11 protein-coding genes are annotated in these 15862 nt (G+C 65.8%); 5 read left to right on the top strand and 6 right to left on the bottom strand.

Annotation, left to right across the window (positions count from 1 at the left end; all coding sequences use genetic code 11):
• Window positions 1-9 precede the first annotated feature (9 nt).
• On the bottom strand, window positions 10-762 hold the full coding sequence (locus ACIRCZ_RS18345; protein ID WP_200949524.1) for a TetR family transcriptional regulator: 753 nt from the start codon (window positions 760-762) through the stop codon (window positions 10-12).
• Between ACIRCZ_RS18345 and ACIRCZ_RS18340 the strand changes: the two genes are divergently transcribed.
• Both ACIRCZ_RS18340 and ACIRCZ_RS18335 read left to right on the top strand, forming a co-directional pair.
• Complete coding sequence (locus ACIRCZ_RS18340) at window positions 749-3217, top strand: PEP/pyruvate-binding domain-containing protein (RefSeq protein WP_402855684.1); 2469 nt, start codon at window positions 749-751, stop codon at window positions 3215-3217. The two genes, ACIRCZ_RS18345 and ACIRCZ_RS18340, sit on opposite strands and share 14 nt — an antisense overlap.
• Window positions 3218-3263: 46 nt before the next feature.
• Window positions 3264-3809 (top strand): OsmC family protein, encoded by a 546-nt coding sequence (locus ACIRCZ_RS18335; RefSeq protein WP_055891420.1) that lies wholly within the window; start codon window positions 3264-3266, stop codon window positions 3807-3809.
• A 62-nt stretch (window positions 3810-3871) separates the two neighbouring features.
• Here ACIRCZ_RS18335 and ACIRCZ_RS18330 read toward each other — a convergent pair whose 3' ends face one another.
• From ACIRCZ_RS18330 to ACIRCZ_RS18310, 5 genes are all read right to left on the bottom strand, one after another.
• Window positions 3872-6214 (bottom strand): glycosyl hydrolase family 95 catalytic domain-containing protein, encoded by a 2343-nt coding sequence (locus ACIRCZ_RS18330; RefSeq protein ID WP_402855680.1) that lies wholly within the window; start codon window positions 6212-6214, stop codon window positions 3872-3874.
• Between the two features lie 17 nt (window positions 6215-6231).
• A complete protein-coding gene (locus ACIRCZ_RS18325; protein ID WP_402855677.1) occupies window positions 6232-8397 on the bottom strand; it encodes an alpha-galactosidase in 2166 nt (721 codons plus the stop codon).
• A 93-nt stretch (window positions 8398-8490) separates the two neighbouring features.
• Window positions 8491-9834 carry an ABC transporter substrate-binding protein gene (locus ACIRCZ_RS18320; protein WP_402855674.1) on the bottom strand — a complete coding sequence of 448 codons (1344 nt, stop codon included), beginning with the start codon at window positions 9832-9834 and terminating at the stop codon, window positions 8491-8493.
• Window positions 9835-9950: 116 nt separating this feature from the next.
• Window positions 9951-10892: a carbohydrate ABC transporter permease gene (locus ACIRCZ_RS18315; protein ID WP_055889580.1), complete on the bottom strand. Its 942-nt coding sequence runs from the start codon at window positions 10890-10892 to the stop codon at window positions 9951-9953.
• Window positions 10893-10899: 7 nt separating this feature from the next.
• Complete coding sequence (locus ACIRCZ_RS18310; protein WP_082581125.1) at window positions 10900-11832, bottom strand: carbohydrate ABC transporter permease; 933 nt, start codon at window positions 11830-11832, stop codon at window positions 10900-10902.
• Between the two features lie 441 nt (window positions 11833-12273).
• Between ACIRCZ_RS18310 and ACIRCZ_RS18305 the strand changes: the two genes are divergently transcribed.
• Genes ACIRCZ_RS18305 through ACIRCZ_RS18295 form a run of 3 tightly spaced genes read left to right on the top strand, consistent with a single transcriptional unit; the run spans window position 12274 to window position 15730 of the window.
• Window positions 12274-13827, top strand: coding sequence for a UxaA family hydrolase (locus ACIRCZ_RS18305; protein ID WP_402855670.1), 1554 nt, complete (start codon window positions 12274-12276; stop codon window positions 13825-13827).
• On the top strand, window positions 13803-14876 hold the full coding sequence (locus tag ACIRCZ_RS18300; RefSeq protein ID WP_402855667.1) for an aldo/keto reductase: 1074 nt from the start codon (window positions 13803-13805) through the stop codon (window positions 14874-14876). Before ACIRCZ_RS18305 ends, ACIRCZ_RS18300 begins: the two co-directional genes overlap by 25 nt.
• Window positions 14873-15730: an amidohydrolase family protein gene (locus ACIRCZ_RS18295; RefSeq protein WP_402855664.1), complete on the top strand. Its 858-nt coding sequence runs from the start codon at window positions 14873-14875 to the stop codon at window positions 15728-15730. Before ACIRCZ_RS18300 ends, ACIRCZ_RS18295 begins: the two co-directional genes overlap by 4 nt.
• Window positions 15731-15862 lie beyond the last annotated feature (132 nt).

Below are 15862 nucleotides of genomic sequence, written 5' to 3'. Positions count from 1 at the left end.
GACCCAGGCTCACGGTCTCGAGGCACCACGAGAGATCTCGTGCGGTCGAACGCGGTCCGTCCGGCCCGCATCGGTGATGTAGCTCTGCAGCGCACCGCCCATGCGGGCCGCGATCGCCTCTGCCGGAGCCGAGGCGATCGGTTCGATCTCGACGACGTAGCGCATCAGTGCCAGGCCGATCAGCTGCGACCCGATCATCTCGGCGCGCAGTTCTGCGTCGTCGCCGCCGATCGCCTCGCTCAATCGAACGACGATCTCTCGCTTCATGAACTCCACGAACATCGACGCGGATGCTGTATCCGTCGGTGCCGAGCGTATGAGCGCGAGCAACGGACCGACGCTCGCCTGCTCATCCCAGATCTCCAGAAAGTGCCGGACGATCCGTTCACCGAGTCCGTCGAGTTCTCCGTCCAGTTGCGCCGCGAGACGTTCCGGAACGTTGCGCGGAAGCTCCATCGCCACGGAGAACAGCCTCGCCTTCGTGCCGAAGAAGTAGTAGACCATCGACGGGTCCGCCTGCGCCTCTGCCGCTATCGCTCGCACGGTGGTCCGGTCGTATCCCGTGCGATTGAAGCAACGGCGCGCGGCGTCGAGGATGCGCTTCCGGCTGTCTTCTCCGGAGCGCCATCTGCCCGGTCGGCTGCTCGCATTCTCCACGTCCGCAGCATACTTCATCGGCTGTTGAACAATACCCGGGCGACGACTAGCCTGAAACTCCATCAAGTGGTGAAGAATACGGAGCGATGCGATGAGTGAGTACACGGTTCGATTGGGAGAGCACGCCGATCCGCTTCTCCTCGGCGGAAAGGGCGCCAACCTGAGCGCCCTGGTCGACGCCGGATTCCCCGTGCCGGACGGGTTCGTCGTGACCACAGCCGCCTACGTCGAGTCCGTCGAGGAGGCGGGGCTGGCGGGCGCTGAACCGGATGCACTACGAACCGGCATCCCGAACCTCTCCATGCCCGACCGCATCGTCGGGCAGATCGTGATGGCGTACGAGGAGCTGGGGTCGCCGGTCGTCGCCGTCCGGTCATCCGGCACGGCAGAAGACTTGGCAGGTGCTTCCTTCGCGGGCCAGCACGACAGCTACCTCAACGTCCACGGGGCCGACGCCGTCGTGAGCGCTATACGAGACTGCTGGGCGTCTCTCTGGACGACACGGGCCGTCGCATACCGCGATCGCTTCTCGTGGGACGAACAAGGTCTCGCACTCGCTGTCGTGGTTCAGCGCATGGTCGACGCGGAGTGGGCGGGTGTCATGTTCACTGCCGACCCGGTATCGGGGCGTCGGGACAGGATCGTGGTGGAGGCGGTTCGCGGTCTGGGAGAGGCCCTGGTCTCGGGAGAAGCAACGGGCGAGCACTTCGAGGTCGACACGATCACTGGAGCACAGGTCGCCGGCCACCCGGCGATCCCACGCGCCGCTGTGAGGCAACTCGTCGCCCTCGGCCGCGACGTCGAGCAACGGTTCGGCACACCGCAGGACATCGAGTGGACATACGCGAACGGGCGCTGCGCACTCGTTCAGGCCAGGCCGCTCACGGCTCTCCCCGAGGCTCCGCCGAGCGGCCCGGCCGAGGCAGGTCGCCCGTCGATGCGTTCCGCGAAGCGATCCGCGAAACGCGACGCGGATCGCCTGACGAACAGCCTCGGCACCTTCGCGATCACCGCGGATCACATGCCATACCCACCGTTCCCGATGGATGTGTCTCTCGTCTTCAGACCGGCGCTCGGAGCGGTTCTCGGCTCCATCGCGTCGGCAGGATTCACCTCGCCGACGCTCGACGACGTACTGGTCGAGATCGACGACGGGGTCACGCAGATCGCGCCGCCTCGGATCCGCCCGACCTGGCGCGCCATCTGGCGTGTCCCTGCTGTGCTGCCCAAGGCACTTCGGCTGATGCGCACGAGAACGGCCGACTGGAACGCCCGTACCGATGAATCGTTCCGCCCGCTCGCGCATCGTCTCGACACAGAGGACCTGACCACCGTCGATGACTCTGCATTGATCGCTCGTGTCCACGAGCTGATCGACACGGTCGGCAGCCTGATGCCGTCTCGTTTCGGAGCGCTGATCGGCGGCATGGCGGCTGAAGCAACGGCCGCGGGTCTGTTGCGCTGGGTCGTCGGACGAGACCGGGTCGAGGCCCTTCGCGCCGATCTCATGTCAGGCGTTCCGTGCGTGATGACCTCGACGAACGCCGACCTCGAACGCATCGCTGCCATCGTGCGGGCGACGCCCGAGCTGCGCGACGTGTACCGCACAGAGGAGCCGGCTGATATCGCTGCACGATTGCGGGAGTCGGAGGGGGGCCGCAGCCTGCTCGCCGAAGTGGACGACCATCTTCGCGCATACGGGTACCGGTCGGTGTCGATCTTCACGGTCGGTCTGCCTCCCCTGCGGGATGCGCCCTGGATCGTGCACGGCTTCATCAAGAGTCTCGCCGGGCTCGAGCAGAAACCGGATCGAGCCGTCGAGGTGCGCCTCGCGCGGGCCAGGAACGAGCTGGCCGCGGAACCAGGATGGCGCGCCGGAGTCGCCCGACCGATCATCGACCGGCAGCTACGCGCGGCTCGATCGGGTGCCGGATTCCGTGACGACAGCCAGTACGTGCTCGAGATCGCTCTGGCCGTCGCCCGGCGCATCCTGCTCGAGCTGGGCGGCCGGCTGACTGCTCGCGGCGCTCTCGCCAGCCCTGACGACATCGCGTATCTGACGATCGACGAGCTCGCCCCAGTATCGAACGAAACATCTTTGCGCCTCGTCGAACAACGAAAGGCGGCCCGCATCGCGGCGCTCGATGATTACACCGTCATCCCGGCGGAGCTGTTCATACCGGCGGACGCGGATGGACGGGTGCGTGGCATGCCGGCTAGCCGCGGGCGCGTCGTCGGGCGTGTGCGCATCATTCATGACGAGGCGGAGTTCGCCACCCTTCAAGCCGGCGAGATCCTGGTCTGTCCGTTCACCAATCCGACCTGGACGCCCCTCTTCTCGATCGCGGCGGCCGTGGTCGTCGACTCGGGAGGAGCAGCGTCGCACGCCGCGATCGTCGCGCGAGAAGTGGGAATCCCGGCCATCATGGGCACCGGCAACGGCACACGCATCCTGTCGGATGGCCAGCGGGTCCTCGTCGATGCGGAACGCGGAATCGTCGTCCCGATCGGCGTTGGCGCGCTCACGGAAGCCATGGACAGTGACGATGTCGTCGTGTGACGGACGCCTTTGACCGGACCAGCAGTCCACCTCGAACATGGTGGCCATGACCATCGCAGATGAAGAGACAACGCCTGAGACCATTGAACGCGCCCGGCGGCTCACTGAAGCCGGGACGGCGTGGGGTTCGCGGATCGACGCTGACCGAACCGCCGCTCACCTCACCTACAAGGTCCGCGGCGAAGGGTCGGGTGCCGTCGCTAGCCGAATCACGGCAGGAAAGCACACGTTCCTTGTCGATGAGCCGGCCGCGCTCGCGGGGGACGACGCCGCCGCCAGCCCCGTCGAGTACGCGCTCGGCGCACTCATCTCGTGCCAGATCGTCGTATTCCGGCTTTACGCTCACGCGCTGAACATCCCATTCGACGACATCACGGTCACCGCCGAAGGAGACCTCGACGCTGCGCGCCTCTTCGGGCTCGACGAGTCGGTCCGCGCAGGCTTCGGAGAGGTCCGCCTGATCGTCGAGCTGTCCGGTCCGGCAACCGAGGAGCGCTATCAGGAACTCCGCGCAGCCGTCGACGCCCATTGCCCTGTGCTCGACCTGTTCGCCAACGCGACACCGGTCATCACCACCGTCCGCAAAGCGTGAAAGCCGGGGCGCATCGTTCGAGATGATGACGACCCGCGCCCGATCCGGGCGCGGGTCATCACCTATCGCGGGCTGATCGTCGTCGTGAGCCCGGGTGTCGGCTCCAGCGGCAGCGTCTCATCGCCGTAACGGACGATGATCGGCTTGGCGGTGGCACCTGGCGCGACCGCAATGCGCGCCTCGTCCAGGACGCCGTCGCTCCACGACAGATCGAGCACGTACCCGCCCTTCGCCCGTAGCCCGGTGATCCTCCCGTCCTTCCATGCCGCGGGAAGCGCCGGCAGCAGTTCCACGACCTCGCCATCCGATTGCAGCAGCATCTCGGCGACTCCCGCGGTGCCGCCCGCGTTCCCGTCGAACGAGTAGATGTTCTGCGTGGCACCGGCGACGCCACCGGCCGAGTACGACATCAGGTTCACCTCGCTGGTGTCCGTGATGAGTCGTGTGTAGTGCCGGAGTGCCGCATCCCCGTCGAGGAGACGCGCGAAGTAGACGGTGAAGTTCGCCTCCACCCACTCCACCTGCTCCCACCCCGGCGCATCCATCCTCCGCTGGATCGTCACCCGAGCAGCCTCAGCGAGCTCTGGTGTCGCACGGGGACCGATCTGCCGCTCGGGGTAGAGCGCGCAGAGGTGCGAGGTGTGGCGGTGGGCGGGATCGTGCTCCTCGTAGTCCAGCAGCCACTCCTGGAGCTGGCCGTGACGACCGACCTGGAACGGCGGCAGCTTCTCCCTGGCCACCAGGATGCGCCCTTGAAGAGTCTCGTCCACGTCGAGGAGTTTCGCGGCTTCCCCCGCAATCCGGAGGATGGCTTCGGAGAAGACCCGGTCGACAGTGTTGCCCATCGCCAACGATGCCGGGCTGCCGTCTTCCGTAACGTACCAGTTCTCCGGACTGTCGGCCGGGCCGGCGACGAGCCAACCCGTCTCCGGGTCCAGCACCAGGTAGTCGAGAAGGAAACGCGCAGCATCCCGCAGCACCGGATACGCCCGCTCACCGAGGAACGCCAGGTCGCGGCTGTACTCGAAGTGCTCCCAGAGCTGGAGCGCCAGCCACGCGCCGCCGGTGACATTCATCCCCCAGCCGGCGCCCGAACCGGGGGCCGTATACCCCCAGGCGTTCGTCACGGTGTGCGCGACCCAGCCGTCCGCGCCGTACATCTCGCGAGCCGTTACCCGGCCCGTCTCGGCGAGGAGATCCAGCAGACCGAACAGCGGCTCCTGGCATTCGCCGAGGCCCGTCGGCTCCGCAGCCCAGTAGTTCTGCTGCGTGTTCATGTCCAGGTGGAAGTCGTTCGTCCACGAGGCGCTGCTGGCGAGGCCGTCATTCCATTGGCCTTGAAGAGCGAGCGGGAGAGGCGAATCCGCCCGCGACCCCGCGATCGTCAGATACCGGCCGTATTGGTAGTAGAGCGCTAGCAGGGCGTCGTCGCGCTCACCCCTGGCGAGCCTCCGGTGCCGTTCGTCTGTGGGGAGCGCGGCGATGGAGGAATCGGTCTCCCCGATGCGCAGAGTCGAGCGGGCCATGAGCGCTCCGTGGTCGGCGATATGGTCGGCGCGCACCCGTTCGTACCCGTCTGCCGCGGCCTGCGCGAGCAGCGCATCCACCCTGTCGTCCGGATGCTCGCCACGCCAGTCCGTCCCAACCGCGATGTAGAGGGTCGCGACCGTGGCGTCGGCGACCTCGAGCGCGTCGCCGGATACCGTGATCGTCCCATCCGTCGACGCGACGGTTGCTCTGATCAGGACGCGGACGCCCTGTGTGCCGTCGCTGTGCAGCGTCTCGAATGCGTGGCCGTCGAACGTCACCGTGTCCGTATCCGAGGACACGGCCCCCGGGATGACATCGGTCGCGAATCCGACGCGGAACGTCAGCGCTCCCGCGGAGCCGCTGCGGAGCTGAACGGCGATCAGTCCGTGCGGATGGGACGCGAAGACCTCGCGCGAAATGTCGGCGCCATCCACCAGATAGCGGGTGGTCACGATCGCATCGTCGAGGTCGAGTCGCCGAGAGTAGCCTTCGGCGCGATCGCCGTGGCCGAACGCGACGACCACATCCGGCAGTGGCAGGTTCGTGCCGAAACTGGTCGGGCGCCCGAGGAGGTCGCGCACTGCAAGCTCCTGCGCCTGCCTCGCCTCGCCCGCGAACAGGAGCTCACGGACCCGCCCGAGCGAGCCGGCTGCCGCCGGATTGACGTCTGTCGATGCCGGCGCTCCCGACCAGGCTGTCGATTCACTGAGGTCGATGCGTTCGGTCTCGATCCCTCCGAAGACCATCGCGGCGAGCCTGCCGTTGCCGATCGGCAACGCCTCGAACCAGTTCGAGGCCGGACGTTCGTAGTGGAGGGATCCGGAGCGCGCCGCCGGGATCTGGCCGTCGGATGCGTCGTCGGTGATGGTCAGCATGTCGGTACTGGACTCCTTCAGTGGCTGGTGAGGTGGATCAGGATCGCCTGCTGGGCGTCCAGGGTGGGCAGCGGCAGGCCGGCCCCTCCGGCCACGCGGCCGCTGACGGAGAACCCGTCGCCGGCCGCCTGGACCAGCCACGCCGGCGGGTTCTCGTGCAGCGAGGTGCGGCCGATCTCGTCGCGGACCCGGATGCGGTAGCCACGGTCGGGATCGAGGCCGGGCAGCCGGACGCGGCCGGACTGCGCGGGAGCGGACGTGCCGAGCCGAGCCCAGGAAAAGACGGCCTCCGAGCGGTCGGTGGAGACCACGCCGGTGAGGACGCTCTCCTGGTCCGCCAGGTCACCACGGACGAGGTCGCCGCTGTGGAGGAGCGGGCGCAGTTCTTTGTAAAGGGCGGCGAACGCCGTGACGGTGTCGAGTTCCTCGCGGGAGAGACGCGTCAGATCGGTCTCGATCCCGGCGTGACCGAACAGCGCCGTGGCGAGGCGGAACGAGAGGGCTGTGACCCGGTGGGTCGTGTGCGACTCCTCGGCCCCGACATGACTTCCGATCAGTTCGAGCGGGATGAGCTGCGCCGTCCAGCGCTGGATGTTCTGACGCTCGACGGGGTCGTTGCAATCCGACGCCCACACGCGGTCCGTGCGCGCCAGGATCCCGAGGTCGACCCGCCCGCCGCCGGATGCACAGGACTCGATCTCCAACGCAGGGTGGCGCCGTTTCAGCTCGTCGAGCATCCGGTAGAGCGCCAGCGTCTGTTCGTGCACTCCCGCCCGGTCACGGTCGTTGCGGAGCGCGGCCTCGTGCAGCTCGCGGTTGTGATCCCACTTGATGTAGTCGATGCCGTACTCGGCGACAAGCGCGTCGATCCTGCCCAGGATGTGCTCCCAGGCATCCGGATGCGCGAGGTTCAGCACGTACTGGTGCCGGATCGCCGTGCCGACCCCGTCCGACGGGGCGAGGATCCAGTCGGGATGCTCCTGCGCCAACCGGGAGCCGAGGTTGACCATCTCCGGCTCGAACCAGAGTCCGAACTGCATACCCTTCTCGCGTACCGCGTTCACCAGCGGCCAGAGTCCGTCCGGCCACACCTCGGTGTCGACGATCCAGTCGCCGAGGCCGTTCGTGTCGTTCCGCCGTCCGGCGAACCAGCCGTCATCGAGGACGATGCGCTCCACGCCGACGCGCGACGCGGCATCGACCAGCCGTTCGAGCGTCGCCAGGTCGTGGTCGAAGTAGACAGCCTCCCAGGTGTTCAGCGTCAACGGACGCGGCGAGCGCGGATGCGTGTCGCGCGCGCGCAGCTTCCTGTGCAACGCACCGGAGAGGCCGTCGAGGCCCGCGTTCGACCAGATGAAGGAGACTTCGGGCGCTTGGTAGCACTCACCTGGGCGGAGCCCGACTTCCCCAGGGAGGAGCAGCTCGCCTGCGCCGAGGATCGAGCGGAACACTCCTGCGCCCTCCGGGAGCTGCTCGACGAGGTAGCGCTGGTTGCCCGACCAGCCCGCGTGCACCGCCCACACTTCGCCGTTGCGGAAGTCGAAGCCATGGGTGCCCGCGATGAGGAGGTACGGCGAATCAAGGCTGGACCGGCCCCTGCGACTTTCGCGCAGGCGGGTGCCGAGATCGATCGCACCGCGCTGCGGACTGCGCTCGCGCGACCATTTGCCTGTGAAGTCCAGGTACTCGGTCGCGCGATCCGGCAGCGGCAGCAGGGCGGTGACGGCGCCGACGTCGTACACCGTTTCATCGTCGGACTCGTTGGCGACGGTCGTCCCGACGTCGAGCACTCCGAATCGATCGAGCCGGTAGCGGACCGTCGCGACGAGTCCGTTCCGTTCGTCCCGAAGCGTGACGTCGAGCTCTCCCGCTGCCTCGTCGAAGCGATGAGAGGCGAGCACGAACCGTGCGTACGGGCTTCCGTCCCGGACGACGCCTTCGATCGCCGGAGTGCCAGACCAGGCGTCCGCCTCAGTAGGGAGAATCGTCAGATCGCGCGGCTCGTCGGTCGAGTTGTGGGTCGCGGAGGGGTCGGCGCTCGTCACCAGCGCGTCGAGGTCGGAGGCACCCAGGTCGCCCAGGTCGGCGCCCCAATGGATGATCCGAGGGCGCGGATGGGCGAGCTCGACGATGAGCGCGGTGCCGCCGCCGCGGAGAGTGATGATCGGATTCGTCGTGTTCAATGTGTTCCTCTTCACCCTGAGGGTGCTGGTGCGTGGAACTGCGGCCGCGCGGAGGGTCAGCTGCCGCGCGGCCGCAGGCTCAGATGTTCGCTGCTACTTCTTGGCGAGCAGTTCTTTGGACTGGTCCTGCATCTTCTGGAAGATGCTCTCATCCGCCTTGTTCGTGAAGTACGCTTCGAACTGCGGGACCATCGCGTTGGTCAGAGCGGAGCCGTTGTTGTAGATCGGGCTCGGGAACAGCTCGTCGTTCTTCACGTAGTCGGAGAACACGTGGAAGTCGGGGAGCTTGGCGCTCTCCTGCTTCGTCAACGCTTCCATCGACGCACCGATGGACGGGAAGAACGACGCGTTGTACGTAGCTGTCTTGGTCTGGCACGCCTCGCTCTCCTGGTACGAAACCCATTTCCAGGTCTGGTCGATGTGCTTGCCGCCTGCCCAGATGTTGTTGCCGTTCGAATTGGACATCGCATGGCGCTTGCCGTCGGTGCCAGCGGGCATCGGAGCGATTCCGACCTTGGCGTCCTTCAGCGCGGCGTATGTCGACGCTTCCCAGGTGCCGCCGAGCGTGATCGCCACGTTGCCGGACGCCAGCTGCTCGTTGCTCGCGGTGGTGAACTGGTTCAGCTGAGGCGTGAACCCGTCGTTCGCCAGGTCACGCACGAGCTTGACACCCTGGACCACCTTGGGGTCGTTGTAGTTGAAGACGGTCGCCCACTGGTTCTTGTTCGGAATGTTCACGCCATCGTTCGGCAGGATCCATCCCCACGCGTTCTGGCCGAAGGGGTCGCCGGTGGATTCGAGGTTGCTCATCCCGTACGTGGCGATGTTCTTCGAGTCGAAGCCGGGCTCGTCGCCGCGGACACCGTTCTTGTCGACCGTGAGGTGCTTGATGGCCTTCCACAGGGTGCCGCCGTCCTGCGGGTTCCACGTGAACTTCGCCGCATCCTCCGGCGTGTAGCCGGCTTTTGCGAGGAGGTCGGTGTTGAAGTAGAGCACGCCGGTCGACCAGTCCATCGGGAGGGCGTACTGCTTGCCGTCCGTGTACTTCCAGGCGTCGGCGCCGATGGCGAACTGGCTCATGTCGACCTTGTCCTGCTTGATCTTGTCGTCGAGCGCCAGAAGCTGGTGCTGGCTGGCGTACGACTGCAGGAAAGTCACACTGTTCATGAACGCGTCCGGGGCATCGCCGGAGACGAATCCGGCGGTGATCTTCGTGAAGTAGTCGCTCACTTGGTACTGCGAGATCTTGACGGTGACGTTCGGATTCTCTTTCTCGAAGCCGGGGATGCACTGCTGGTATGCGGCCGCCTGGTTCGGGTCCCACGTCCACCAGTTGACGGTGGCCTTGTCGCTGGAGCCCCCGCCTCCGGTGCAGCCGGCCAGTGCCATGAGCACTGCGGCGCCCGCGGCGACGGGGACGAACTTCTTGAGTTTCACGATGTGCCTCTTTCTGGATTGCGATGACCGAATGGCCTCAGTGCCACCCGGCTTGGAGCGCACTCGCCTGGCCGGCGTGGGTCACGTCAGCAGGTTGTGATCGAGTGTGTGGGGTCTTATTTGATTCCGGTGAAGCCGATGGAATTGACGATCCGTTTGCCGAAGATCATGAAGAGCACGAGCATCGGCAATGCCGCGACGAGCGAAGCTGCCATCAGGCCGGCGTAGTCGGGCTGGGTCTGCGGTGAAGACTGTTGGAATACGCCGAGCGCGACCGTGAGAGGGCGCACGCTCGGGTCGTTCGCAATCAGCAAGGGCCAGAAGTACTCGTTCCAGGCGTTGATGAAGGTGAGGAGCGAAAGGGTCATGATCGGCCCCGTGGTCATCGGGACCGTGATCCGGAAGAGGATCTTGAACGGGCCGAGGCCGTCGATCAGGGCCGCCTCCTCGATCTCCGAGCTCAGGCCGAGCATGAACTGCCGGAGGAAGAAGATGGCGAACGCTGAGAAGAGGGCGCTGGGAGCGATCAGGCCGGCGAACGTGTTCGTCCAGCCGAGGTCGTGGATGAGCACGAAGTTCGGGAGCAGCGTCATGATCCCGGGGATCATGAGCGCGGCGAGGAAGATCGAGAAGACGATGTTGCGACCGCGCCACTGAAGTCGTGAGAACGCGTATGCGGCGAGGAGCGAGCAGAAGACGACGATGACCGTCAGCAGTGTGGCGTAGATCAGCGAGTTGCGGACGAAGAGCGCCAGGTCGATCGAGGCGCCCGAACCGCCTTCGGCGATCGCCTCGGAGGGTGAGGCGAGTCCGAGGACCCGGAGGAAGGGGCCGAGCGTGAAGCCGACAGGGAGAAGGGAGGTCGGGTTGCTGATCAACGCATAGTTGTTCGACAGTGCGGTGCGCAGGATCCAGTAGAAGGGGAACAGAGTGATCAGAAGGAACAGGGATAGGTAGACCCAGGCGATGGCCTTGCCGATGGAGAAGCGACGGCCGGACTTGGCCCGCGCGATCGGCGCCGCCGCGACCTCGGGTTTTGGGAGAAGTGTGCTGGTCATGGGTGTCTCAGTTCGTGTCCGTGTCGTTCGCGCGCATCAGGCGCATCTGGAAGAACGTGATGATCAGGAGCATCACGAAGAGTGCCATCGACATCGTCAGCGCGTAGCCGAAGTTGAACTCGGCGAATCCCGTCTTGTAGATGTACAGCGGGAGCACGTTGGACGCGTTGGCCGGGCCTCCCTTGGTCGTGACCGCCACGAGGTCGAAGACCTGGAACGAGCTGATGATCGTCAGCACGACGACCATCGCCATGATCGGTCGCAGCAGCGGCAGAGTGAGCTTGGTGAACATCCGGATCTCGCCGGCGCCGTCAATGCGGCCTGCCTCGTAGATTTCACCCGGGATGGTCTGCAGTCCCGCGAAGATCAAGATGGCGTTGTAGCCCATCGCCTTCCAGATGCTGATGAACGCGAGCGTCGGAATCACCCAGTCCTGCGACCCGAGGAACAGGATGCTGTGGCCGCCGAACGCTTTGATGAGTGCGTTCACGATGCCGAGTCCAGGGTCCAGCATCCACTGCCAGACCAGCGCGGCGACGACACCGGAGATCAGGAACGGGAGGAGCACGATGCCGCGGATGACGCTCGACTTCGTGAGCCGATGAAGAATCACCGCTGTCACGAGGGAGATGGCGAGTCCGAAGCCGACCGAGAGGATCACGAAGTAGACCGTCACCCCGAGCGAGTTCCAGAACACGCCGTCCGACAGCAGCTGCTGGTAGTTGGCGATGCCGGACCACACAGGAGGAGTGAGGATATGGAAGTCGGTGAAGCTGAGGTAGATGCCGCGCACCAGGGGGTAGAGCGCGAAGATGATGAAGCCCACCGTCGCGGGCAGGATCAGAATCAGGGCGAGGCGCCAGTCCCCTCTGTGAGATGGGTTGCGCCTGACCTGGCGGCTGCCTCGACCGGCAGAGACGGTCGGTTTCGCAGCTGTCATGACCACGATGTGCTCTCCTTTGAACTGCTCGCCGTGGACTTCAACGGCGGGGGTACCGGGCGTCGGCCCGAGAACGTGTCGAGAGACTAACTCGGTTTATATTTTCCTGTCAACTAATGTAATGCGGGTTCTGCCATCAGCTTGGGCGCGCAGGCTTGACGCAATAAAGTAAACGCATAGGCTTCCACCCTCGACAACTGCAGGGCCTGGACCTCGACGGTTTCAAGAATTGCGCGTGATTCCGCGGAACTGACGGGGGAATCGAGACGGTGAATGGCGCACGAAAGTTCCCGCCCGACCGCGAACCCGGTGCATCCCGCGCCGGGCGACGCGGGCTTCAATCGACAAGCGGATGTCGGTCATTCGCAATCCGGCATGGGACTCCTCCGCGCCCGTGCATAGCCTGAATCGGATCGCACTACGAGCATTGAGGACGCTGAAATGTCACGCACTCTTCCCTCCACTCCCACCCCTGTCGCTTCGGCTGTCCCGCTGATCGTCGCGCGTCCATCGACGGACAACGTCGGCATCATCGTCGACGGCGCGACCGCGGGTGAGTCGCTGGCTGGGGGCGAGACCACGATCGTCGCGGTGACGGACATACCGCCCGCGCACAAGGTCGCGCTCAAAGGCATCGCGGCAGGAGAACCGGTGATCAAGTACGGACAGGTGATCGGTGCGGCTATCGAGCCGATCCCGGCCGGCGCCCACGTACACGACCACAATGTCGGACTCCTCGACCTGTCCGCCCGCGGCGCATCGACGGTCAGTTCTGGAACTGCATACGAGCCGTCGGAGGACCTGACCGCGCGCACGTTCATGGGTTATCGACGACCTGACGGGCGCGCGGCGACCCGCAACTACATCGGAATCGTTCCGACCGTGAATTGCTCGTCGACGGTCAGCAAGCTGATCGCACAGGCCGCCTCGATACAGTTCGCAGGGGCCCCTGGCCTGGACGGCATCGTCCCGCTTCCTCACGACCAGGGTTGCGCGCTCGCGGAACACACCATCGGCGATGACATCCTCCGCCGGACACTGCACGGTTACGCCACGCACCCGAACTTCGCGGGCGTGCTCGTGGTCAGTCTCGGCTGCGAAGTCAACCAGCCGGAGAATTTCCTCCCCGACGTGATCCCAGGGCTGACACAGCTGACCATTCAGGAACTCGGCGGCACTGCCGCCACCGTCGCAGAAGGAGTCAAGCAGATCGGCTCGCTCGTCGCACAGCTGGCGGAGTTGCAGCGGGAGCCGATCCCAGTGGCCGAGCTGACCCTCGGGTTGCAATGCGGGGGAAGCGATGCCTATTCAGGGCTCACGGCCAACCCGACGCTCGGTGTCGCCGCTGACATGCTCGTCGCCGCGGGCGGCAAGGTCATCCTCGGCGAGACTCCGGAGATCTTCGGCGCGGAGCACCTGCTGCGCGCTCGCGCGGCCACCCCGTCGATCGCGAAGCAACTCGACCAGACGATCGACTGGTGGCTGCACTACACGGAGGCCAACGGGGCCGAGCTCGACAACAATCCCTCGAAGGGAAACCGGGCTGGCGGCATCACCACCATCTGGGAGAAGTCGCTCGGGGCCGTACTCAAGGGCGGCACCAGCCCGCTCAACGACATCGTCGACTATGCCGCCCCTGTGACCACTCCAGGTCTCACATTCATGGACACCCCTGGATACGACCCCGTGTCGGCGACAGGTATGGTCGCCGGAGGCGCCACCGTCCTCGCTTTCACCACCGGCCGTGGGTCGGTGTTCGGATCCCGCCCCGTTCCCTGCTTGAAGATCAGCACCACGTCCGGCCTCTACCGACGGATGGAAGGGGACATGGACTTCGACGCCGGACAGGCGTTTGGTCACGACCGGCAGCTCGAAACCGGCGCGCAACTCTTCGAGGCGATCATCGACATGGCGTCCGGGAACCCCTCCAAGTCGGAACAGCTCGGCTTCGGTACGGAAGAGATCGTCCCTTGGCGTATCGGCGCCGTCCTCTAACCCCCCATCCCCACATCGAAAGGCTTTCCATGCTCGACTTCCCCGCCACTGACGTCGGCGAACATGGCCTGACCCTCCCGAGCATTGGACTCGGCACTGCAGCTCTCGGTAACTTCCTGTCGGTCGTGCCAGAGGAGCAAGCGGCGGCGACGCTGCGTCGCGCCTGGGATGCCGGCATCCGCTACTTCGACACGGCCCCGCTCTACGGGCACGGCCTGTCCGAACAGCGGATCGCCGAGACGATCAGCACCGAACAGAGAGACTCATTCGTCGTCTCGACGAAGGTCGGCCGGTTGCTTCGCTCTGACGCTCCACGAGACGAGAGTCAGTACTTCGAAGGCGAGCCCTTCTATGTCGATGTTCCCGAGACCGGACCGGTCTGGGATTTCAGCTACGACGGCGTCATCACCTCACTCCACGAAAGCCTGGAACGACTGCACCTCGACAGGGTGGATGTCCTGAATCTGCACGACCCGGACGATCACTACACGGAGGCGAGCACAACCGCATACGCCGCACTTCGGGACCTCCGCACCCAAGGCGTCGTTCGCGGGATCGGCGCCGGGATGAACCAGACCACGGTGCTCACCCAGCTCGTCTCCAACCTCGACCTGGATATGGTGCTCCTCGCAGGCCGCTACACCCTGCTCGACCAGGGATCGATGGGCGACCTGCTTCCCGCGTGCCGTGACAACGGCACGAGCGTCGTCGTCGGGGGCGTCTTCAACAGCGGCATCCTGATCGATCCGTCAGACGACGCCCGGTTCGACTACGTGCCGGCGGCCTCGGGGATCGTGGAGAAAGCCCGTCGCATCCGCGCGGTCTGCGACCGCTTCGACGTTCCACTCGCTGCAGCGGCCGTCCAGTTCCCGCTGGCGCACCCGCAAGTCGCGACCGTCCTGATCGGGGCGCGCTCCGTGGAGGAGCTTGACGAGGACCTGGAGCTGCTGTCCATTCAGATCCCCGACCAGCTGTGGTTCGAGCTTCAGCGAGAGGGTCTTCTCGCTGAAGGAGCCCCCATCCCCAGCCTCGAAAGCGCACGCCGATGAGGCCGCGGCGAATCGACGCGCACCATCATTTCTGGGACCCCGCAGATTTCGACTACCCGTGGATGGCCGGAGATGCGATGGATCCCGTCAGGCGTGCGTTCACGCCGGAGGATCTCGCGCCCGAACTCGAGGCGAACACGATCGACGGGACGGTTCTGATTCAGACGGTCTCCGACCTTGATGAGACCACACAGTTCCTTCAACTCGCCGAGACCACACCGTTTGTGCGCGGCGTCGTCGGTTGGGTCGACCTGACGGATGGGCGGACGGACGGGACTTTGGCAGCGCTCGATGAGCGTTTCCCCGGCCAGTTGGTCGGCATCCGCCATCAAGTGCACGACGAGACTGACGCCGCCTGGCTCGACCGGCCCGATGTCCGCACAGGGGTCGAAGCGGTCGGGAGTGCCGGGCTGGCCTACGACCTGCTTGTTCGCACACGCGAACTCCCCTCCGCGATTCGTCTGGTGTCGGACCTGCCCGATCAGCGTTTCGTTCTCGATCACATCGCCAAGCCGCCCATCGCCGACGGGTGGAGTCCCGACTGGGCCCGTTTGATCGGTGAGCTCGCCGAACGACCGAACGTGGCCGTCAAGCTCTCCGGGATGGTCACCGAAGCGAACTGGGACGACTGGAACGCCGACACGCTGCGCCCATACGCGGAACACGTCCTGGAGGTCTTCGGGACCGACCGGGTCCTGTTCGGGTCGGACTGGCCGGTGTGCCTCCTCGCCGCCTCCGGATACTCGCAGGTCGTCGACACGGTGACAGAACTGCTCGCGGGCCTGAGCCAGGACGAGGAGGCAGACACCCTCGGCGGCAACGCCATCCGCTGGTACCGGCTCGAGAACGACTGATGGGTCGCTCCTTCGTCACCGGCTCCACCGACGGGATCGGTCTTGCCACTGTCCGCGCGCTCGCTGCTGCCGGGCACGATGTGGTCGCGCACGCGCGCTGACAGGCTCGAAGACACGAAAAGAGCGGGCCGC

The sequence above is a fragment of the Leifsonia sp. NPDC102414 genome (assembly GCF_044765685.1).
Taxonomy (GTDB): Bacteria; Actinomycetota; Actinomycetes; order Actinomycetales; family Microbacteriaceae; genus Leifsonia.
This window is presented reverse-complemented; position numbering and strand designations above follow the sequence as displayed.

Excerpts from the sequence above, each read along its gene's own strand:
- ACIRCZ_RS18340 (WP_402855684.1), top strand. The coding sequence starts at position 749 with ATGAGTGAGTACACGGTTCGATTGGGAGAGCACGCCGATCCGCTTCTC.
- ACIRCZ_RS18335 (WP_055891420.1), top strand. The coding sequence starts at position 3,264 with ATGACCATCGCAGATGAAGAGACAACGCCTGAGACCATTGAACGCGCC.
- ACIRCZ_RS18330 (WP_402855680.1), bottom strand. The coding sequence starts at position 6,214 with ATGCTGACCATCACCGACGACGCATCCGACGGCCAGATCCCGGCGGCG.
- ACIRCZ_RS18315 (WP_055889580.1), bottom strand. The coding sequence starts at position 10,892 with ATGACCAGCACACTTCTCCCAAAACCCGAGGTCGCGGCGGCGCCGATC.
- ACIRCZ_RS18310 (WP_082581125.1), bottom strand. The coding sequence starts at position 11,832 with ATGACAGCTGCGAAACCGACCGTCTCTGCCGGTCGAGGCAGCCGCCAG.
- ACIRCZ_RS18305 (WP_402855670.1), top strand. The coding sequence starts at position 12,274 with ATGTCACGCACTCTTCCCTCCACTCCCACCCCTGTCGCTTCGGCTGTC.
- ACIRCZ_RS18295 (WP_402855664.1), top strand. The coding sequence starts at position 14,873 with ATGAGGCCGCGGCGAATCGACGCGCACCATCATTTCTGGGACCCCGCA.